This window comes from Wolbachia endosymbiont (group A) of Sympetrum striolatum, assembly GCF_947250715.1.
GTDB lineage: Bacteria > Pseudomonadota > Alphaproteobacteria > Rickettsiales > Anaplasmataceae > Wolbachia.
Map to the genome: position 1 here is coordinate 1,026,941 of NZ_OX366342.1, position 21,465 is coordinate 1,048,405.

Genomic DNA, 21,465 nt, shown 5'->3' on the forward strand with positions numbered 1-21,465 from the left:
ACCTTAGTGATGCAATATATCCTTTTCTTTGATGGACAATTCACCATCAATCTTTTTTATATTATCATCAGTAATATTTTGTATTTCCTTCTTAGCACCATGAAAATCATCTTCTGAGATCTCCTTATTTCCCTTCATTTTCTCTATTTCTTCCATAACATCTCTGCGTATATTTCTGATGGCAATCCGCGCATTTTCAGAAAACTGATGCAATAATTTTACTAATTTTTCACGGGTTTCTTGTGTTAAATCCGGAAGAGCTATACGTATGGTATTGCCCTCAACAACAGGATTTAAATTCAAGTTGGCATTTAATATAGCATTTTTCACTTCACCTACAACATTAATATCCCAAACTTTAATTGATAGGGTTTTGTTATCTATAACTGAAACGCCTGCAACCTGATTTAACTTTTGATGTCCACCATAGATATTTACAACTATACCATCAAGCAACGATGCGCTAGCTCTACCAGTGCGTACGCCTTTAATATCATCATGAAAGGACTGAAGAGTTTTTAGCATTCTTTCTTTTGTTTTAGCTTTTATTTCATTTAACATAAATTACCTACTGTTTACAATCTGAAACTATAGTATAAGTACCTTGACCCTTAATAATATTGACTATTTTTTCTCCCTTCAAAGAAAAAACTATAATTGGAATAGAATTCTCACGAGCAAGTGAAATTGCTGATGCATCCATAACTTTTAAATCACGAGTCAATAAATCCGTGTAAGAAAGCCTATCATACATTACAGCATCCTCATTTTTTTTCGGATCAGCGGAGTATACACCATTTACTTGTGTACCCTTTAGAATAACATCACAATTCATTTCAACAGCACGTAAGGCTGCAGCTGTATCTGTAGTAAAAAATGGGTTGCCTGTGCCTGCTGCAAAAATTACCACTCTACCTTTTTCTAAATGACGAATAGCTTTCCTTCTTATGTAAGGTTCACATACAGTGGCCATGGGTATTGCAGATAATACCCTAGAAGCTACTAAATTTTTTTCTAAAAAGTTTTGTAAAATTAAAGCATTGATTATAGTTGCAAGCATTCCAATATAATCACTGCTTGCTCTTTCACAGCCACTTAAAGACGCAGATGCGCCACGAAAGATATTACCACCACCAACAACAATACATACCTGAACTCCAAGCCTGTTAACATCAGCTATATCTTTGCATAATTGGCTTATTATTCCCATATCATGGCCAAAAGACTGTGACCCCATCAAAGCTTCACCAGAGATCTTCAATAACACTCTAGAGTATTTTACTTTATCTGCTAAGGAAGACATTTCTTGCCATTTAGTTTGCACTGCCCAAAACAAGTAACTTGTAATCAGATAATTTAATAGCACTCACCTCGCTTGATTTTATAAAATCAGAAACCTTCATTTTATCATCTTTTATGAACTTTTGTTCTAGTAAAACAACTTCTTCATAGTACTTAGCCATTCGTCCATCTACTATTTTTTTTGCTACTTCTTCAGGTTTATTTAAGCTCCTTACTTGCTCTTCAATTATAGAACGTTCATTTTTCAACTTCATTTGATCTAAATCATCTATAGACAAAGCTTCAGGCTTCATAGCAACTATGTGCATCGCTATTTGTTTTCCAATTTCCTGTAACTTTGCCTTATCACCGGGTGATTGCAATGCAACTAAAGCGCCAGTTTTACCTAAACCACGTACATCACCGTGTACATAACCAGCAACAACTCCATCCTTAGTCTCTAGGTAACAAAGCTTGCTCAACTCTAACTTTTCACCAAGAACTGACGTACCATTCATAATAGCTTCCTGCACTGTGCCAATGCTTTCATACTTGGCATTTTTTAACTCATCAACGCTGATACAGCGTTCTTGATGAGCAATTGATGCTAAATTTGAAACTAACTCTATAAATTTCTCATTCCTTGCAACAAAATCGGTTTCGCAATTGAGTTCAACCAATGCACCATAATTTTCAGTCAAACACATAGCAACGAGCCCATCTGAAGCTACTCTATCAGATTTTTTGTCAGCTTTAGCAAGACCTATTGTACGCAACTTATCAACGGCTTTCTTGATGTCACCATCACATTCTTCTAATGCTTTTTTACAGTCACTTAAGCCAAGCCCTGTCCTATCACGTAATTCCCTTATACTATCTGGATTCATCTTCATTTGTTACTACCTCCCTTTCTTCTTCTTTGTAAACTTTACTACGTTTCCTTTTAGTTTGCACAATACTATCTTCTTTTTCTTGAATAAACTCATCACCTTTTATATTATCAATCTTAACTCCAGATCTTGCTAGACTAGACTCTATTCCAGCTAATATAGAGTCGGTAGCTAATTTACAATAGAGCTCTATTGATTTTCTTGAGTCATCATTTCCAGGTATTAGATAAGTAATATCATCTGGATCAGAATTAGTATCAAGTATTGCAACTATTGGAATTCCTAACTTTTTAGCCTCCTTAACCGCAATATGCTCTTTATTAGTATCAATGATGAATAAGATATCAGGAATTGCTCCCATTTCTCTAATACCACCAAGCGCCTTATCAAGCTTTTGCTTTTTCTTTTCAATGTTCCCCAATTCTTTCTTTGTTAAAATGCTATCCTCGTCATTTAATATTTTCTCATATTGTATCAAGGTTTTTATCGAAGAAGAAACAGTGCCCCAATTAGTAAGCATACCACCAAGCCATCGATGATTCACATAATATTGACCACAACGAATCGCTTCACTTGCAATAATATCAAAAGCTTGAAACTTTGTACCAACAAATAGAATGCGACCACCTTGAGATGCAACGTCATATAAAGCCTTCATGGCCACCTGTAGCAATGGTAATGTTTTTCGCAAGTCAATTATATGTATACGATTTTCTTGATGCACTCCATATATGTATGGAGCCATTTTTGCGTTCCAGCGACTAATTTTGTGACCAAAATGTACACCAGATTCTGCTAAATCACGCACAGTGACTTCAGGCAAATTTGTCATATATCATTCCTCCAAATAGTTTATCTTCCATGGCATAACCCTAATGGGACTACTTGTACAAGCCATGTGTGAAATTAAATTATTTACATAGTAATAGAAAAGACAGCAAAGCGCAAACAAAAAATATTGACAAAGGGCAACATGTTTATTAGCTTTAAAGTCGAAGCCTGAAAACGCTAAAAAGAAATTATGGGGGGTGTAGCTCAGTTGGTTAGAGCGCATGCCTGTCACGCATGAGGTCGTGAGTTCAAGTCTCATCACTCCCGCCATAGTGGTTTTAGCATAATCTAAAATCCGCAATATTATTGCCGGTATTTAGAAACGTTTTCACCAGACTTGACATGGCATGGTATTGTAATTAATACTTAAATAGGTTTGTTTTTATCATTAACAATTAGGATTAAATATGCTCATTTCTGAAGTTTTTGCAGCAGATGCAACTAGCAATGCATCAAGTATCGGCGCATCTTTTGCTAGTTTTATTCCATTGATTTTAATATTTGTGGTATTTTATTTTCTTATTATTCGCCCAAACCACAAAAAACTAAAAGAACATAGAAAAATTATAGATCAAATAAAACGTGGTGATACAGTCATTACTTCTGGCGGTATAATAGGTGAAGTTAATAAAGTTGATGAGGCAAAATGCACAATTTATAATAGAAATAGCACCAAAAGTTGAGGTGAAAGTCCTAAAGTCCGCTATATCTGAAGTTTTAAACAAAGAAACTCAAAAAGTGGCAGCTAAACCAATTGAAAAAGGCAAAATCGAAAAGAGTGATAAAAAGAATAAAAATCAACCACCAGAGGAAAGTAAAAAGGGAAAAGATGATAAAGGCAAAAATGCTGCATAACTTTAAAAGAAAGTTCATTTGGTGATCCATTTGTGTGCGGAATATTTGGTGTAGTAAGTAGCGGTGATTCAGTAATACCAACTTTACTAACTGGGTTGCAAAAATTGGAATATAGGGGATATGATTCCTCAGGTATAGCAATCATAAATAACGAAGGCGAGATAGAAGTCAAAAAATCAGAAGGTAAAGTTAAAAGATTGTATGAAGTTGTTGATGAAAGCAAGATGTCTCACAGTACAGTTGGTATAGCACATACTCGCTGGGCTACACATGGAGTTCCAGGCCTTAAAAATGCTCATCCCATTCATACAAATAATGTTGTTGTTGCTCATAACGGCATAATTGAGAATTACAATCTGCTAAAAAAGGGTCTAGAAGAAAGGGGAATGTTATTCCATACTGATACTGACACAGAGATCATACCAAATATGCTAACCTTATATCTTGATGAAGGATTGTCGCCAGTTGATTCTCTATTTAAGTGTTTAAACAACTTACATGGCTCATTTGCCTTGGTCTTATTATTTGCAGAATATCCAGATGCCTTATTTGTTGCGAAGAGAAATTTGCCTTTAGCAATAGGCTATAACTGTAACACAGTGTTTGCTGCATCTGACTCTAATGCTTTAAGTGCATTTGTGAAAAGAATATCGTATTTGGAAGATGGTGACATTGCAGTGATAAAATCTAGTGGAGTTAGTATATACAACAATGGTACACAAGTTAAACGTAGTATAGAAAATAGTAGTCCAAGTGATTTTCTAATTAGCAAAAATGGGTATCCTAGCTTCATGTTAAAAGAGATTTTTGAGCAACCGCGTGCATTAAACAAAACAATAAATCAATTTTACAAGCAATATAAAGAGGTCAACAAAAAATTGTTTTCTGAGCGGAGTTACATTACTATAGTTGGATGCGGGTCATCTTATTTTGCCGGGCTAATAGCAAAATATTGGCTGGAAAGTGTCGCTCAAGTTCGAGTATATCTAGAAATCTCATCAGAATTTAGGTATAGCAACGTCAAGCTAGAAGAAGGCAGCATTGGGTTATTCATCTCTCAATCTGGCGAAACTGCAGATACCATAGAAGCGCTGCGTTATGGGAAATCACAGAAGCAAACAATCATTAGTATAACTAACACATTTAACAGCAGCATTGAAAAGATCTCAGATATTGTGTTACATACTCTTGCTGGGCCAGAAATTGGTGTTGCTTCAACAAAAACCTTTTCTGCGCAACTTGCAACTTTAGCATGCTTTGCCGTGGAGCTTGGAAAAATAAAAGGTATACTGGGTGGAGAGAGAATAAAACAGCTAAGCAGTGCTATCAATTCTATTCCCGAGTATGTTGAGCACGTTTTGAATGTGATGCAAATACAACATATATCAGGTAGTATATTAGAGCACAATAACGTTATTTTAATTGGCAGAGGAAGTTCATACGGAGTTGCAATGGAAGGTGCATTGAAGATAAAAGAGCTTTCATACATCAATACAATTGGTATTGCAGCGGGAGAAATGAAGCACGGTTCTATTGCTTTAATAGACTCTACTGTGCTTGTTATAGCAATTATCCCTTATGATAGTTTATTCTTTAAAACGCTATCTAATATACAAGAGATTATTGCAAGAAAAGGCAAAGTAATTGCCTTCAGTGATAAGCAAGGAGCGCCATTCCTAAGGGGAGTTTGCGCAGATGTGGTGCAACTTCCAGACACTGATAATTTTATCTCTCCTATCATCTATAGTGTTGCTATGCAATTCCTTGCTTACTATACTGCAGCAAAAAAAGGGTTAGATGCCGATTGTCCAAGAAATTTAGCTAAGTCTGTCACGGTTGAGTAGTCCATTTAAAGTTAAAGCTAGACTTCTAATTAAGGTAACCGTTCACTCAATGGCGTCAACTTAAGGAAAAATGTCTGCGATTGTGTGTAAAATTTCTCTCTAAAATTTTTACCATTAAATTACCCAAAAGCTGCAATAAACAGCACTTTTGTTTCTGTTTTATTTCAACAAAGAAGTCTAAAATGTGTCCTTTTTAGGTGAAACATGCAAAAAGGGAAAAATCTTATTTTACAAATTAAAAATACAATATACTCGAAAACTTTTCAGAAGATCCATTTTGTTGGAAAAAAAGTTTCACACGCACAAGAAAACTTCCTTTTACGACAGTATTAGACTTCCTGCATAACCAATAACGAACTTTTATTGGGAATAGAGACGAAAAAACCTACTTGACAAACTCCGCCAGCCCCCCTTATCATGGTATTGAAGGTATTCATTTATCTTAAATCTGTGCAGATTAAACGACAACAGACTCTTGTTTCAATGTTAAACAAAATACCATAGAACTCAAGAAGACAATTCCTAGAAAATTTCTACATCCAAAAAAAGGCAAATCGTCTTAATGCTGTTTCAATGTAAAAGATAAGCTAAATTTTTACAAGGAAAACATTTCAAGCAGCAAGACACCTTTGATTGAAAAAGAGCACCAAATTTATGGAGCGAGCAACTGCAACTACTACAACTAAATCAATAAATCTTAATAGGGGAAAAACATTATGAAAACGTCAAAACTGACATTAGTATGTGATATATATGAGTTAACAAATAAAGATGGAAAGAATATTCAAAAGCTAGCAAGAGAAATAGAGGAAGGGAAAGGTATTGCTGGAAGGTTCAGAAATGGAATATTTAAAAAATCCAGCTATAACGTAAGCACGATTCTTTTAGCAAAAATAACTTACAAGTATCAGGGTAGAGAGGAGACATTATCACTACTACATTATGCTATAAGTCATAAAAATAATCAAGCTGTAAAAGATCTTTTAGAAGAAGCCAAAAAACAAAAACTATTAAAGGAAGTTCTGAATGAAGAGATGACCACAAAACATTCAGATGGTCGGGAAGAAATTCATACAATACTTACAGATGCTATATCACGTAGAGACAATGACATGATTAGAGCAGTGTTAAAGATCTCTGAGGAAAATGGTATCTTGAAAGAGATTGTCAAAAAAAGAATAACGATAAAACATTCAAATGGCGAGGAAATGACTTACACCCCATTTACCTATGCTGAAGCACGTAAAAATAGTGAGGCTGTAGAAGAAATCTTAAAATTCTCCGGAGAACTTGTTAGTAGGAGAGCAACCCAGAAGCCCACTGTTGTAACAGCCAAAACTACTACAGCTAAAGATGAAAATAGTAAGGAAGTGCATGAAGTATGTAAATATAGTGTAATAAATATAGAGCATAAAGATGCTACTCACGTAATTGATAAAGCTACAGAAACTGACACTAAATTATGTAATATAAATAGTGAAGATCTTCAACCTATATGTGAAAGCAGCGAAGAAGTGCAAAATGATTCAACTACTGTAGAGCCAACTTCTGTTGATAGAGCTGACAGCCCATCTTTTGCTGAGCCATGTAGTGGATCTGGCAACACTGTGACCCTCAACACGGCAAAGACAGGCAATCGTAGCAGGTATTGTTGGCACAGCGTTATTGGTGAGCGGTGTTGTATTTTATGTTTTGAAAATCGATGTCACAGTAGCAGTAGCTGTGGGAGTAGTTGGATTGGTGTGTATGAGCTTTGCGCTGTACAATATCATAAACCCCAACACCAAGCTCGAGAAAGTGGAAGATATAGAACAGCTAATTGTTGAGTCTTCTTTGAATCCAACATAAAAGTGTATATTCAAAAAATCATAATCATCAAGAAAATAATTTCTTAAGAAGAATCTCTAAATTATTAACTCAATATTTATTTCCCTACTATTTCTCCTTACCTTGAGCGTATGAGGTTTTGAATAGCTCCCAAAAATCACTTCTGCAACCTAGTATTGCCACTACAGGTAGAAACTCCTTCAAGACTAGAGTTAGGAGTAGGTAATAGTACATTAAAAAATTCTATAATATCTTGCTTGTTTTGTGCAATAGCTAAACCCATAGGGGTATTTTTATAATTATCTTCAACATTAATATTAGCCCCTTTTTCCACAAGAAACTTGGCTGTATCTAAGTGACCATAAGAAGCAGCAAAGTGCAAAGGTGTTGCACCATTCTGGGCTTGAGCATGAATGTTGGCCTCCTCAGTTTATCTCTTCTCCTTTTAAGCCAGCTATAGATATGAAGCATTCCCAACCTTCTAAAGCTATTACAGCTCAAGGTATTGATACAAATGGTACACTTCTTTTATTAGATGTATTTATAAGAAAAGTTACAGGCCAAAAGTATATTTCTAACGATATAAGGAGTATTTCTGAACAGGAAGCGCAAATTTATGCATTACCTATTGCAAAAGAATTTGAACAAGCATTAGAGGGTGCTGCTATTGAGTCAGGAATACCAGTTACAAATCTAAAATTTAATCCTGTAGAAGTATTCTTAAAGTTAGCCGGGCAAATAAGAAGTGGTAAATTCTCTGAAATATCAAAAACCTTATACTCATCTGCAAAAGAAGCTTGTCCAGAGTTTGAACAAACTGGTGAGTTTCTAGTTCATGTGAAAAGCCATCTAGAAGAGTTTTTAGCTAAAAAGGAAACTGTATTTCTACAACAAAAGCAGACTGCAGATCAGCCAACATCTAGTGTTTCAAGGAAAGTAGTTGCAATGGAGCCATCTAAAAAGCCTGATACCTTCTTAAGCGATACATCAGTAGTTAAAGGCATAAAGCATGTTTTAGGGCTATGAAATCCCTCTTTTGTGAAGAGCTTAACAAAAATGGTTAAAAAGTATTTTCTTCCTGAAGTTGTTTTATTTCAGCTTTAGGAAGACCGGTCGCTTGGGAGATGGTATCAATGGAAACGCCAGCCTTAAGTAGGTTTTTTGCGACTTCAATATCCCTATCTTTTCTGCCCTCTTCCCTACCTTCCGCTCTGCCTTTTTCATGTCCGATTTTTATGCCTTTTTCAGTAGCATCATCGAGTTTTTGAGCGAGGACAGCCTGTTCATCAAGAATACGTTTTATTTCCTGTTCGTAGGCAATAAATTCTTTCTCTGACCAATTGAATCTATTTAGCTCTTCATAGGCCTTTTTAATTATTACATCACTACCTATTATTTTTTCCAGCTCTTCTTCACTAGTCTCATCTGCATATTTAAAGAAGTATATCCATTTTTCAACTATATTTTCTAACTGATCTTCTTTTGTTTTCGGAAATTTTGGCAATTCAATAAATATAAAATAAAAATCTTTTAGATCGTGTTCATTAGTGTCTTCATCTCGAATAGTATGCTTTGATTTGTACTCAGATTTATTAGGAAACAGTACACAATCTGCTATAGCAATGAAGATAATTTCCTTAAGGTCATGGTATTGATCGCCCTTGTCAGCCTGTCTTGAATAGGCTTTGGCAGCATAGTATTGGGCACGTTTTTCAAAGCCTTTAGTTTTAGCGACCTGGTTAGGTAAGGAAGTAGTATTACTACTACTCCCTCCCTTAGAAACGCAGCATGCAGGTTTCCCAGCACTGCGCTTGAGCCCCTTATCTAAGTTCTTCTTTTCTCGAACCGGCTTGTCTTTCATGATTCCTCGGAAAACAGCATCTTTAGTGGTGACACTAACAGTAGAGAACCTTCTCTTGAGAAAGAGCTTGCTAACATTCTTGTTCGTTTCACTCTTTTATCAAAATACTTTTTCCATTTTAAGTCAAGTGGATTTGCATCCGCCCTGATTTTAATATGACGTCTAATAGGAATATCGCTTAGTTTGAGTAAGCTCATAAACCTTATTTCCTTTGGTTTGTTCTTGCATACAGAAGTAGCAAAGACCCATTGACGATGATTCGTTACTTTGAAGTAGCGATTCTTTATCCAACGTAACCCTTTACGGGGATGTCTTTTCTTTGCCCATTTCCATAAACTATGCCAAATTTCATTGTCGATCTTACTAAACGCTTTTTTAGCACACACATGACGGTAATAGTTTCCCCATCCTCTTAGTAGAGGATTGAGTGATTTAATTACTACAGCTTGTGAACTACCTATATTTGCTTTTATTAATGCACGCGCTTTTTTAAGAAACCTCTTAACACTTTCCTTCGAAGGCGTAATAATTAATTTCTTGCTGTATCTACGTACATTACAACCGAGAAAATCGAACCCTTTTGTAATAGGCTCTATCTTTTATCGTGGGTATTCCAAGAGGTCTTCTTTTGCCATTAGATTTACTGATATAAATTCGTTTTAGCGGAGAAGGTTTATACCCTCTTTGTTTTAACTGCTTTATTCCTTGAAATTTAGCATTGTAAGTTGACCATAGTTGACGATCTACACCTGCTGTGTTTTTCCTTGGTTTTCAGTTACTCTTTTAATGGCTAAAGCTTTTCCACTAAAAGAGCGTGTTAAGAGATGTTGTAAAGATTTTACCTTACTCCATCTTCCTTCTTGAACAGCCTTAACAATACGCCTTTGTAGCCTCATAACAACCTTTTGGCATTTCTTCCATGGCAACTGGTTCCATGCTTCGGAGCTGTTGGTAGGTGCACTTACAGTTTTACTTGTAATCATCTGCTTTCCTACCTTAAGTGGTTGACAAAGTTTCTTGTCACGAGGGACCAAATGGAAGTCTGCTCGTTTTCACGCGAATTAATGTTACAAATTCTATCCATTTCGTTACAAAATGGCATTCGCTTTCTCCATTTTCCTTTACCTGCATTTTCATCAGCGTTCCTTGCGGTTTGCTTGCCATATAGGCGGAAATACAGGCTTACCCTGTTCCTTCTTTCATACAACAGTGGGTTAGGTGACTTCTCTATACCGGTGGAGTTATTATTTGCGTACATCTAGAGATGAAAAATGTAACTTATCCACATTACCTTTTGGTCAGAGCTTATCAGCATCTTTAGCTCTTCAATTTTTACGATACTTACGAAGCTTCACTTACGTTCACCATACCACTAGCCTAGCCCTCCAACCACATGATGCTTGTAGTTTATGCTCCTCTTACGATTACGCATCTTCTTTTTTCAAGAGGAGGTTCATTGTCCGCATCGCTCGGCACCAACCGGTTACCCGATTCGCACTGATGCGTAGACTCAGATGGCAAAACATCTGGTTTAATAAGTTTTAGAACTCTTTCAGTTTCTTTCTGAAGGAATTCCTCTCCCTTTAAACAATATGACCGAAGACTTTCAGGTCGCACCATCTCGCAAATGTATTGAGCACCTGTAGAATCTCTACAGAGAACATCAACAATACTTTGCTTTTTAGCGGCGATATCAGGGTCTTGAATAGTACTTAAAAACTCTATATCCTGTATTGCATTTTTGCCAGCAAAACCCAGAATATCATTGAGGAAGTGAATAAGGATACCTTTATTTTTTTCAGTACCAAAGATACGGCGAAATGCGACATCATTCTTTGGATCGAGAAATTTCGAAAGAGCCATAGCAAGGGTACCTAAAAAGCATTAATAATTATACATAATTCTGAAAAAATATTCAACTTCTTTATTTTTAGTTTATTTTTTTAAGTTTTGAATGCGTTGATGAAAAAAATGTCTCCCATAGATGGCTTTAGAATACTACTACGCACCTTAGAGGTCCTTAGATCTTTTTATAACCCCCTCATAAAGCGCCTAAAAACCCCTGCAAATGAATTCATGAGCTATAAAGAGCTCTAAAAACACTTATTTTTGGTGCAAGAGACTAACCTGGCGATGAAATTAAGTAGTTATGCCCCCAAAATTGAAGTTATACATATAAAGGCCATTCTGAACTGGTCTAAGTGTTTCTTTTATGATGAAAAAGCCATTCTTTCTCAGTTAAAATTTTAACACCTAGTTCTAAAGCTTTTTTATACTTTGACCAGGTTTTTCACCGACAACCAAGAAGTCCGTTTTAGGCGATACATTTGAACTCACAATTGCGCCTAAAGATTCCATTAGTGCTTGCGCTTCATTTCTTTCCATTTTTGAAAGTTTTCCAGTAAAAACTACTGTTTTGCCATTAAAAATGGAATTGCTAGTATTAGCAACCACAGGCAGAATATTTAACTGAGCAGCAAGGTCATTTACCATTTCAATATTATCCTCATCAGAGAAAAATTCCTCCAAGGAAGTTATAGCTTCTTCGCCTATGCCTATTATGCTCATTAATTTATCAGGAGCTTCTCTATCATAAGGTAATTGAGCCATAACTTCATACCAACCATCATAAGATTTGTAATGATTAGCTAGTATTTTTGCTACGTGTGGTACTACAAGTCTAATTCCCAAAGAAGTTATAAACTTTTCAAGCGTTACAGTTCTTCTGCTGTTGATTGAGTTCAATAAATTAGATATTGATTTTTCACCCCATCCCTCTTGTTCACTTAAGTTGAAATTTTTGAGTTTTTCTTCGAGAGCAAAAATGTCAGATATTTTCCTTATCAAACCAAGGTCATAAAGGAACTCCACTTGGTTACTGCCAAAACCTTTAATGTCAAGAACTTCCACAAAATATTTTAACTTTCCTATTCGCTGTGCTTGGCAACCGTTTTCTCCGGAACATCTAGCTGTAGCTTCATCTTTAAATATATCTACTGCACTTCCGCATTCCGGGCAAGTATCAGGAAATATAAACTTTGGTGTATTCCGAGAACGAGACTTTTTATCCACTTCTACAATGCGGGAAATAACATCTCCAGCTCGTTCTACTACTACGATATCACCTTCCCTTATGTCTTTGCGCTTAATTTCATCTTTATTATACAGATTTGCCCTAGTAATGAGAACCCCTCCTATATTTATCGGAACTAATTCAGCGATTGGAGTTAATTGACCTGTTTTGCCTACTTGTACTGATATCTTCTTTATCTTGGTTTTTCCTTGAGTTGCAGGAAGTTTGTGTGCTGTAGATTCACGTGGTGCCTTGTTAGTATTTTCAAGATGTTCTTGCAACTGTAAGTTATTAATTTTATAGACTACCCCGTCGACATCGTAACCTAATTCATGGCGATTATCACAGATTCTGTTATAAAACCCCAGCATTTCGTCCACATTGTTTGCTAAAAATTTATACTCATTAACACAGAATCCTAGCTCTTTTAACTTGTTTAATACTTCAAATTGAGTCTTTTCTGCTCCACCAATTAAAGAATAGGCAAAGTACCTGAGTACTTTCGCCGAAGTATTTATCGAGTACGCATTTTAAATCAGGCTTTGGTTCTTATTTTACAATAACTAACATGATGATAATTAATTATTAAATGGTAAACTACTATATTTATTCTTCAACTTATTATACAATGGATGCACTAGCTGGAGGTTTAACATTACTACCCTCAAGTAAACTTGAAGGCCTATTACAACTAGCTGGAGGTTCAACTAAATTTGAAGGTCTGTTACAGTAATATATGATTGTAGCTGCAACTAGACAACAAGCTCAAACTGCTATTCCTACCATTAGCAATTTCCAAGTAAACTGCAATAGCTATCCCTGTAGCAACTCCGGTTATTGCTAACATAGCAGCAGCTATCACAGGCAACTTACTTTTTGCATTTTGTGGAGCAGGGTTGTTTTTGTCTGGATAACTAGGTTGTTTGCTGTTACCTTGAACATTATTTACTTGGTTAGAGTCTTTACTAGCTACTAAAGGTACCCCTGTTGGTATTAGTTTTGGTTGTGTATCTTTTTTACCACTATTCTTATCTAAACTTTTAGGTGCAGCTAGTTGAACAGATGGTGCAGTACCATCTTTATTAATAAATTGTTGAACAGTAGCTTGTAACTGAATTTCACTTGAATCACTATGATTATCATTACTAATAACGGAAGCTGCTACATCATCTCCAACTGATATATCTTGAGCAGTTTGTGCAGCAAGTTCTTCTGATTTCTTGAGAACTATAGGAATTGCTTGTTGAACAGGAATTTGTTTATCCTCACCATCGCTACTGATAATAGAGGTTGATTGATCATTTATAGTAGTGCTACCGACTTCTACATCATCACTTTGAATATTAGAAACAGAATCACTTGGTTGTTGATCGTTGCCATGAGTATTATTTTCTTGTTCTAAGGCTGGTGTTTTAACAGTAGAAAAATTAGTAATAGCATTGACAGTTCTACTATTAGATTCACCTCTTGTAAACAAGTCCATAAGTGCTTTTGCTATTTTTTGAAGTCCTCCTTGACTTGCTTTACTAATATCATTAAAACCCAAGGATACGGAACTACCAGTGGAGGTAGAAACTACGACTTGTGATATCCCAGCGTTAAGAAACTTCTGTACTATCTCACTAATATTACCAGCAATAAACTCGACTGAAAGCCCAGTAGCATTCTTTTTATAAAACTTGTTAAGAATTTTAGCACCACCATGAGGAACAACCTGTTGAGTACCCAAAGTTGCAACACGCAAATCTCCTGCATTTCCTGTTTTGGTAATGACATCTCCCATACCGTAACCTGTACTTGCTACAAGCTCTTTTTCATTACTTGGTACAAGTATTTGTTCAGGAATTCCTGGAGTGTTACTGCTACCAGCTTTTTCAGCATTCATTTGCTGATTCTCATCACTCTGCACTTCGATTTGTACATTATTATTGCTATGATCACCTAAAGATGAATTCGTTGAAGAAACTTCAGCTATTGTTAACGTTGAGATAGCTGCGGTAGAAGAAGAACCTCCATTAAGTTTATTACTCTTTTTCTCTTTCTTCATAAGTGCCAAGCTTCCTGGATAGTTATCAATTAAGGTTTTCAATAGCCTCAGACTAATAGTGTCTCCACTGAGATAATAATTACTGTTAACAAAAAAAGCAATATCAGGAACGTTAACTTTTAACCCTTCACCTCTTTCATGTCTAGGTAAAGATGGCATCACAAAGGTTATAAACCCGTCTTCACCAGGTTCAGAATCCTCATAAATTACTACTTTCTGTTCATTACTAGATCCAGAATATTTCATCATTTCAGAAAGTGAAGCATCTTTATGTTTGTTCTTTACTTGTTTAAAATACTGCTCATCACCATTTGAATGGGTATTTGGAATGAGGTAACTTGGTGCAGTGAATACATTATAGAATGCTGTAACAAGGTAAGAAGGATAATAGTATATAGATACACTATTATCAGACTTAAATTGGTCAGGTTCAATATTTATAATAAGATTGCGATATATGTCTAATGAATGGGCATAAGAATCACTAGTTGCCCTTAATTGTTCACCCACGTGCTTATAACCCATAGAACCAGATGGTAATGAAGGTATGAAATCTGATTGATTAACTACTCTAATAGTTTTCTTTCCAAGGCGCTCTTCATAAACCTTAGCAGCAGAAGGGTCAAAAACCCTTGGAGAAGCAAAAGTTGCAACATGCAAATCTTCTGCACCCTCTCTTACACTTAAACATAGAGCAGCTATGGTGGCAATGGCACCTCCCATACTATGACCTGTAAGGTTAATTTTAAAATCTTTAATTTCTAACTTTTGATCATTAGCATACCCTCTTAGTATCTCATAAACACTGCCCCAAGAATCCTTAAATAAAGAATAAAAACCTGAGTGGATCTTTCCACCTTCAGGTAAAAGCCCAGGTGCACAAATTAAAGGTATTCTAATATCTGTAATATAGTCAAAGAGATTACGACTACCGCGGTAAACTATAGTTATTTCCTTATCTTTTATAAAAACGTAACCAGCATGTCGATATTGTTTACCATCATTCACGTTATAAAACTGAACAATTTTATATCCTTCTTCCTTAAGTTTAGCTGGAACTTTATAAGATCTTTCCTCTAACTCAGAAAACTTTTGACTATTAAGGTTATAATCACTAACATAATAGCCTATCTTAACAAAATTGATGATTTCTAATAACTTCTCTTGGCTAAATCCTGCAATTTCAGTTTTATTTGGTCCTAAAATACCTGGCCTTTGCTCTTCTTGAATATCAGTTATTTCAAATTTATCTTGTTCTAGATTTGAATCATCTTCATTAAGTTCCTCATTAAACTGACCGGCAACATTATTATCTACACTTATAAAAGTATGACAAGCGTTTTGATATCTTTGTTGGATGGTTAAAAACTCCACTCCTGAATTTTCAGCGAGTTTCAATATAAAATTTGTGTACACATTTTGAATAATTGAGGAATGTTTTTCACGTATAACATTATCTAAAATAGTAACTAGACTATTTTGCAAGAAGGTCTGCCTATCTGTATCGCCTGAAAATTTGGAATCATTTTTAATTAAATCTAGTACTTTTATTATAAAATCTGTACTGCCAGTACATGAGGCGGCTTGCAAAACTAGGTCATAAATTTTTTGTTTTTTTTCCTTACGTCCATTACCTGCACTATCAATATTTTTTAGAACCTGGTTTTTAATTTGTTCAATAATTTTCTCATCTGCAAATGCTTCTTTATAGATTTCTTGAATTATTGAACCTTTCTTTTCAATACGTTCTCTGCACAAGTACTCAACAATTGAAACATGCTCCTGGCTTATTACAGTTTCTAAAAAAGTAACAATACACTTTTTTAATAGATCTTTTTTAGCCTGATCATCAATATATCTTTCAAGTGGATCCAGTACTATCTTCATAAAGTCTTTATTTTTAGCGAGAGATGCTGTTTCAAGTACACCATATAAAGAGTCAGGGCTACCTTCTTGCAATACTGCTTTAAGATCTCCTAAGACATCTTCTACAAGAACTGAGTTCAATAAATTCTGCTCTTTTCTTAGCGCTATAATTGAGAAAAAGCCAATCTTGTTGAGCTCGTTAAGTTGTACAACTTGATCTTTTAATTCAATATAAAGGTCAGGAAATCTCTCTATAAAAGCTGCAATATATTTTTGACTGCCAATAAGTAGAGGTAAAAGACTCAAATTTCCTTCAGCAAAAAGTATGTCCTGGTATTTTTCTGCAAGTTTGTCATTAGCTGCAATTGCTAAAAGTACCAGCTCTTTTACTGGATAACTATAATTGCATTTTACTTGATCAAAACTATATTGTGACAGTATATTTGAATATATATGTCGGTGATCGCTTCTCTTTTCTAAGTCCAAGTTAAGTTGATTTAAACAGAAATTTTTGAGATTTTCATTATCTAATTTAACAGGTTGACCATCATAATCTTCAATGCTTCGTACAATCGTATCTAATTCTTTATAATTATTATACTCTATGGCATTATTTAGAATATTTATTATTTTAGCAAAAGTTAAACTTTCAGGAACTACAACAAATAAATCTTCTACTTCAATATCTGAACCTTCAGAATGGTGATGCTCCTTAACTTCAGCTTCCTCTTGATTTACATTAACCCAACTTGAATCTTCAGTTGGCAAACTTGCAGTACTTGATGTTAAAGAATTAGTTTGAATAACCAATATATTACCCCTATTAATATAACTTCTTAAGTATACCACTAAACATTAATTTTGCCAAGCAAACCTTTTAACCCCAATTCTGTATGGTCACAGAGAGTGATGAATTGTAAATAAATTAGGAGCACTGGTTACATATAAATTCATAAGGTTTTGAGAGTTTTAAGTCTTTTTGTATAGTCTTGGTTGCACTTTTATGCAGCTCAACATAAGTAAATTTGATCTATAGCAACAAACAAATGCTTATTTTAACTTATTTCTGTTGGCGTTTTATAGTAGTAATTGATGTTAAACCGTTCTAAAATTGGTAGCTTGCTCTGAAGAAACACTATAGTTGTTTAAGGTGGGTTTGATATATTTAGAAAAATTATCTATAAGATTAATATTCAATTTATTTATATTGAAATATACGATTTTATAAAATGACTATTTATGGAAGAACATGGTGGAGTAAGAAGTGGCTTCAATGCCTTGGTGGAGTTGACTGCGATAATCGATTACAACGTGGTAGAACCTATGCCAATGATGGGAGAGTCTCTGGTATTAAAATTAATAGTAATGTAATCGTAGCTAAAGTTTATGGTTCGGGTCAATCATATAGAGTTGAAGTTATACTAAGAGAATTCAATGCTTCAGAGAAGCATGCCATTCATCAAATTATAAAAACTTCACCAGCTATATTATCTCGGTTAATAAACAGACGGTTACCGAGCAGCTTACTTGATAAACTCAATGATTCTGGCATTAAGTTGTTTCCCTCAAAATGGAAAGAAATAAAAACAATCAGCTTGTTTGATAAACTCAATAATTTTTACACTAAATTGTTTTCTTTAAAATGGAGAGAAGTAAGAACGATCAATTTGCTTGATAAGCTCAATGATCTTGGTACGAAATTGTTTACTTCAGAGCGGAAAGAAATAAATGCAAGATGCAATTGTCCTGATTGGGCTGTACCTTGTAAGCATATTGCTGCTGTAATTTATCTTATTGCTAAAGAGATTGATAGAAATCCTTTATTGGCTTTTAATATTCGTAATTGTAACTTACTAGCATTCATTGATGATTTTTGGGATGGAAAATTAGGAGATGTTCAAAAAATCTTAACGCTTGATGATGTATTTAAACCATGCGATCAAGCAACTTCCAATCAAGTAATTTTAGATAACATTGACTTATCAACTATTCCTGACCTTGCTAATTGTGTTTGCAGTATTTTGACGAATAATCCGCTTTTTTTTGAGAAAAACTTTTGCCATACCTTGCAAACAGCTTATAAGCATTGGCAAAGATATCCCACAGGAAATCAGTCTTTTACAGAAGAAGAACTGTTTATTGAGAAATGGGTGCATATCGAACATTGGCAAACATTTCAACTATTTATTGATGATCGTTATCAACTGATTCAGGTAAACAATGGTATAAGTAAGTTATTTGCAACCGATAAAAATTTACCAAAAAATGTAGCACAATTTTTAAACGACATTCCTAATTCGTTACTTCACAGGCTTAATCCTGAACTTCGCTTCATGCATATGATTTCACAGTTTGCACATATGCTGATGGAAAAGTCAGCGCTAATACCACAAGTATTACAAAACAAAAGAGAAGAAATTATAATGAGATGGATTCCTGCGTTGTTTAATGAATCAGTTAAGGAAATTCATAGCAAGATATCATCTATTTGTCCGCCTCTATTGGTGCAGTACAAGGGACGTGCTATAGAACCAGAGGAACAGGTAAATGTTGCTACTTCTCTCATCCTTTTAGGATATATAACAAACAATTTTCCTGTATCACTTGATGAATATAAATATGTGAACATCTTTAGACTGTTTTTCACTGGCAAGTATCAAAAGTTTCATGGACTAATCGACAAAGAAAAATCGCAAATAATTAATGTCTGGTTGTCACACCTTTACTTAGCAGGTAAACCATACAAATTTCATTTAATTATACGGGATCATTACGACAGATTTGAACTTGACGTACAGATATCTCTGGACGGTACAGAGCCACCGATGAAATTAGATAAGGCACTTCCTAATCAAAATAAAGAATTAAGACTGAGTATTTTATCTGACCTTGCATTTTTGCTTGAGCATATACCAGAATTAGAAAAATCAATCAACAGTAATCGTACATTATTTCTATACTTAGATCGTTTCTCATCAGTGTTTACAGACACTTTGCCGATATTAAGAACGATTGGCATTGTAGCTGTTTTACCAGAATCCTTGCAAAAAGTCTTCAAACCGCAATTAAGTCTTAACTTGTCTACTAAAGATGAAATAAAAGAAGAAGATGATGATAATCACGAAATCTTCATGATGTTTGAGGACATATTAAAGTTTGATTGGAGAGTAGCAATAGGTGATAAGAAGTTTAGTATTTCAGAGTTTAAGAGGCTACTAAAAAACTCTCGTAAACTTGTGCGTATTATGGATCAGTATGTACTTCTAGATGACAAACAAGTAGGAGGTTTACTAAAGAAACTTGATAAGCTACCTAATTCTCTCAATCGAGCAGAACTCGTGCAAGCTGTTTTAACAGGTGAGTTGGATGAAACTAAAGTAGCATTTGACCAGCAGCTTACAAGCTTGTTTAAAAAACTTAACACTTATACACCTGTAACTACGCCAAACAATCTGACAGCACAATTGCGCCCATATCAAGAACGCGGATTTAGCTGGCTTGTACAGAACATAGAAAGTGGGTTTGGTAGCATAATTGCTGATGATATGGGTCTTGGTAAGACTATACAAGTTATTGCAGCTATTCTATATTGTAAAAATGCAGGATTTTTAAATCGGGATAGAGTTTTGATAGTAGCTCCAACAAGCATATTAAGTAATTGGCAACGAGAGATGGAACGTTTTGCACCAGAATTAAAGCTTTTCATCTATCACGGACAAAATCGAGAATTAGCAAGTGATTATGATGTGGCTCTAACATCTTATGGTATTGCACGTAGCGATAAGAGAGAACTTGACAAAGTTGGATGGTTTTTGCTCGTAATTGATGAAGCACAAAATATTAAGAACCGTGACGCTGACCAAACCAGAGCAATTAAAGCTATAAAAGCAAAATGTAGAATAGCTATGAGTGGTACACCTGTTGAGAATAGACTGCTAGAGTATTGGAGTATTTTTGATTTTACCAATAAATCTTACCTAGGTAGTGCTACCCAGTTTAAGACCAACTTTGCAATACCAATTGAGAAAGAGAGAGATAAATCTTGCCTAGAAAGGTTCATGAAAATAACTAGCCCTTTTATTTTACGTAAACTTAAGAGCGATAAAAGCATTATTCAGGATTTACCAGATAAAATTGAGAGTAATTGTTATTGTTTTCTCACTCCAGAGCAAGCGGCTCTTTACCAAGAAGTTGTTGATGCGAATATGGGAAAAATAGAAAAAAGTGAAGGAATTGAACGTAAGGGACTAATCTTTAAACTTATCAATGCTTTAAAGCAAATTTGTAACCATCCATCACAGTTTGGCAAGAAAAAGCGTGCGAGTATTGAACAATCCGGTAAAATGCAGATGCTTGAGGAAATATTGATTAGTATTGGTGAAGTTGCAGAAAAATCATTGATATTTACTCAATACACTGAAATGGGTGAAATTATATCTAAATTGCTTGAAGAAAGGTTTGAATCAAAAGTGCCATTTTTACATGGAGGACTGTCCCGTAAAGCACGAGACGAAATGGTTAATGACTTTCAAAACTTATTCCAGTCCAACATTCTTATAGTGTCTTTAAAAGCTGGAGGAACAGGACTTAATTTAACAGCAGCAAATCATGTAATACATTATGACTTATGGTGGAACCCAGCAGTGGAAGCACAAGCAACAGATCGGGCCTATCGTATCGGGCAAGAACGTAATGTTATAGTGTACAGGCTACTTTCAACAGGTACATTTGAAGAGCGTATTGATGAGATGATTCAAAGCAAGAAGGAATTGGCAAACCTAACTATAAGTAGTGGCGAGAGTTGGATTACAGAATTTAACAATGACCGGTTAAGAGATTTAGTTAATATAAAAAATGCACTATAATATATCTGAGTTATTTAATGTAAAGAACCAGATAACTACCGCTCAATAGTTCAAAATAGAGACAAAGATCAAAATTTATGTCTCCAACAGAAAAGCTTCTTTTGTAGTAGTCAAAAAAAGCAGAGATATAGGGCTTTCTGAAGGGAGGCTCTTGAAATTAAAACCAAAAAGATACAGTTTTACATAGCCCATTTCAATTGTCTCTACTGCAACCCAATTCTTTAA

General features: G+C 34.9%; 16 protein-coding genes, 1 tRNA gene and 3 pseudogenes. 7 read left to right on the top strand and 13 right to left on the bottom strand.

All coding sequences use genetic code 11. The features are described 5' to 3' along the window. Positions 1-3: 3 nt before the first annotated feature. The 4 genes from frr to rpsB are packed head-to-tail and all read right to left on the bottom strand — an operon-like array spanning position 4 to position 3,003. Positions 4-561, bottom strand: a complete 558-nt coding sequence (gene frr / locus OOK87_RS05015; RefSeq protein ID WP_264688264.1) for a ribosome recycling factor — start codon at positions 559-561, stop codon at positions 4-6. A gap of 7 nt (positions 562-568) precedes the next feature. Continuing rightward, positions 569-1,303 (bottom strand): UMP kinase, encoded by a 735-nt coding sequence (gene pyrH, locus OOK87_RS05020; RefSeq protein WP_182182811.1) that lies wholly within the window; start codon positions 1,301-1,303, stop codon positions 569-571. Positions 1,304-1,313: 10 nt separating this feature from the next. Further along, complete coding sequence (tsf, locus tag OOK87_RS05025; protein WP_264688265.1) at positions 1,314-2,174, bottom strand: translation elongation factor Ts; 861 nt, start codon at positions 2,172-2,174, stop codon at positions 1,314-1,316. After that, on the bottom strand, positions 2,155-3,003 hold the full coding sequence (rpsB, locus tag OOK87_RS05030; protein WP_253309669.1) for a 30S ribosomal protein S2: 849 nt from the start codon (positions 3,001-3,003) through the stop codon (positions 2,155-2,157). The genes tsf and rpsB overlap by 20 nt, the downstream gene beginning before the upstream one ends. 192 nt (positions 3,004-3,195) lie before the next feature. Here rpsB and OOK87_RS05035 point away from each other — a divergent pair. From OOK87_RS05035 to OOK87_RS05050, 5 genes and pseudogenes are all read left to right on the top strand, one after another. Next, positions 3,196-3,272: transfer RNA gene (locus OOK87_RS05035), tRNA-Asp, on the top strand. Positions 3,273-3,409: 137 nt separating this feature from the next. After that, positions 3,410-3,770, top strand: a pseudogene (gene yajC / locus OOK87_RS05040) (preprotein translocase subunit YajC); the annotation flags it as partial. A 119-nt stretch (positions 3,771-3,889) separates the two neighbouring features. After that, positions 3,890-5,701: a glutamine--fructose-6-phosphate transaminase (isomerizing) gene (gene glmS / locus OOK87_RS05045; protein ID WP_264688266.1), complete on the top strand. Its 1,812-nt coding sequence runs from the start codon at positions 3,890-3,892 to the stop codon at positions 5,699-5,701. A 204-nt stretch (positions 5,702-5,905) separates the two neighbouring features. Beyond that, positions 5,906-6,042: pseudogene (locus tag OOK87_RS07460) on the top strand (IS4-like element ISWosp8 family transposase); the annotation flags it as partial. Positions 6,043-6,417: 375 nt separating this feature from the next. After that, entirely contained in the window at positions 6,418-7,527 is a 1,110-nt protein-coding gene (locus OOK87_RS05050; RefSeq protein WP_264688267.1) for a WD_0033/WD_0034 family tandem repeat-containing protein, read from the top strand. A 158-nt stretch (positions 7,528-7,685) separates the two neighbouring features. On the opposite strand, the gene OOK87_RS05055 is transcribed toward OOK87_RS05050, so the two are convergent. Further along, on the bottom strand, positions 7,686-7,910 hold the full coding sequence (locus OOK87_RS05055) for an ankyrin repeat domain-containing protein (RefSeq protein WP_253309672.1): 225 nt from the start codon (positions 7,908-7,910) through the stop codon (positions 7,686-7,688). A gap of 2 nt (positions 7,911-7,912) precedes the next feature. On the opposite strand from OOK87_RS05055, the gene OOK87_RS05060 reads away from it, so the two are divergent. Beyond that, positions 7,913-8,554, top strand: coding sequence for a latrotoxin-related protein (locus OOK87_RS05060; protein WP_264688268.1), 642 nt, complete (start codon positions 7,913-7,915; stop codon positions 8,552-8,554). Positions 8,555-8,588: 34 nt separating this feature from the next. Here OOK87_RS05060 and OOK87_RS05065 read toward each other — a convergent pair whose 3' ends face one another. The 8 genes and pseudogenes from OOK87_RS05065 to OOK87_RS05095 form a co-directional block, all read right to left on the bottom strand. Beyond that, on the bottom strand, positions 8,589-9,389 hold the full coding sequence (locus tag OOK87_RS05065) for an Rpn family recombination-promoting nuclease/putative transposase (protein ID WP_264688269.1): 801 nt from the start codon (positions 9,387-9,389) through the stop codon (positions 8,589-8,591). Next, positions 9,386-9,985, bottom strand: coding sequence for a group II intron maturase-specific domain-containing protein (locus OOK87_RS05070; RefSeq protein ID WP_309166908.1), 600 nt, complete (start codon positions 9,983-9,985; stop codon positions 9,386-9,388). Before OOK87_RS05070 ends, OOK87_RS05065 begins: the two co-directional genes overlap by 4 nt. A gap of 147 nt (positions 9,986-10,132) precedes the next feature. Then, on the bottom strand, positions 10,133-10,372 hold the full coding sequence (locus OOK87_RS05075) for a reverse transcriptase N-terminal domain-containing protein (RefSeq protein ID WP_253309103.1): 240 nt from the start codon (positions 10,370-10,372) through the stop codon (positions 10,133-10,135). A gap of 8 nt (positions 10,373-10,380) precedes the next feature. Continuing rightward, on the bottom strand, positions 10,381-10,647 hold the full coding sequence (locus OOK87_RS05080) for a hypothetical protein (protein ID WP_264688118.1): 267 nt from the start codon (positions 10,645-10,647) through the stop codon (positions 10,381-10,383). A gap of 359 nt (positions 10,648-11,006) precedes the next feature. Next, positions 11,007-11,252, bottom strand: a pseudogene (locus OOK87_RS07360) (PD-(D/E)XK nuclease family transposase); the annotation flags it as partial. Between the two features lie 396 nt (positions 11,253-11,648). Beyond that, entirely contained in the window at positions 11,649-12,980 is a 1,332-nt protein-coding gene (gene ligA, locus OOK87_RS05090) for an NAD-dependent DNA ligase LigA (protein WP_264688495.1), read from the bottom strand. Between the two features lie 103 nt (positions 12,981-13,083). After that, positions 13,084-13,203 carry a hypothetical protein gene (locus tag OOK87_RS07540; protein ID WP_458694281.1) on the bottom strand — a complete coding sequence of 40 codons (120 nt, stop codon included), beginning with the start codon at positions 13,201-13,203 and terminating at the stop codon, positions 13,084-13,086. Further along, complete coding sequence (locus OOK87_RS05095; protein WP_264688271.1) at positions 13,187-17,185, bottom strand: host RNA manipulator TomO; 3,999 nt, start codon at positions 17,183-17,185, stop codon at positions 13,187-13,189. Before OOK87_RS05095 ends, OOK87_RS07540 begins: the two co-directional genes overlap by 17 nt. A 419-nt stretch (positions 17,186-17,604) precedes the next feature. On the opposite strand from OOK87_RS05095, the gene OOK87_RS05100 reads away from it, so the two are divergent. Beyond that, a complete protein-coding gene (locus tag OOK87_RS05100) occupies positions 17,605-21,240 on the top strand; it encodes a DEAD/DEAH box helicase (RefSeq protein WP_264688272.1) in 3,636 nt (1,211 codons plus the stop codon). Positions 21,241-21,465: the final 225 nt, after the last annotated feature.

What these genes read in the sequence shown, in the direction of transcription:
- tsf (WP_264688265.1), bottom strand. Translation starts at nt 2,174, where the DNA reads ATGAAGATGAATCCAGATAGTATAAGGGAATTACGTGATAGGACAGGG.
- OOK87_RS05065 (WP_264688269.1), bottom strand. Translation starts at nt 9,389, where the DNA reads ATGAAAGACAAGCCGGTTCGAGAAAAGAAGAACTTAGATAAGGGGCTC.
- OOK87_RS05050 (WP_264688267.1), top strand. Translation starts at nt 6,418, where the DNA reads ATGAAAACGTCAAAACTGACATTAGTATGTGATATATATGAGTTAACA.
- OOK87_RS05100 (WP_264688272.1), top strand. Translation starts at nt 17,605, where the DNA reads ATGACTATTTATGGAAGAACATGGTGGAGTAAGAAGTGGCTTCAATGC.
- rpsB (WP_253309669.1), bottom strand. Translation starts at nt 3,003, where the DNA reads ATGACAAATTTGCCTGAAGTCACTGTGCGTGATTTAGCAGAATCTGGT.
- OOK87_RS05075 (WP_253309103.1), bottom strand. Translation starts at nt 10,372, where the DNA reads ATGATTACAAGTAAAACTGTAAGTGCACCTACCAACAGCTCCGAAGCA.
- OOK87_RS05080 (WP_264688118.1), bottom strand. Translation starts at nt 10,647, where the DNA reads ATGTACGCAAATAATAACTCCACCGGTATAGAGAAGTCACCTAACCCA.
- frr (WP_264688264.1), bottom strand. Translation starts at nt 561, where the DNA reads ATGTTAAATGAAATAAAAGCTAAAACAAAAGAAAGAATGCTAAAAACT.
- pyrH (WP_182182811.1), bottom strand. Translation starts at nt 1,303, where the DNA reads ATGTCTTCCTTAGCAGATAAAGTAAAATACTCTAGAGTGTTATTGAAG.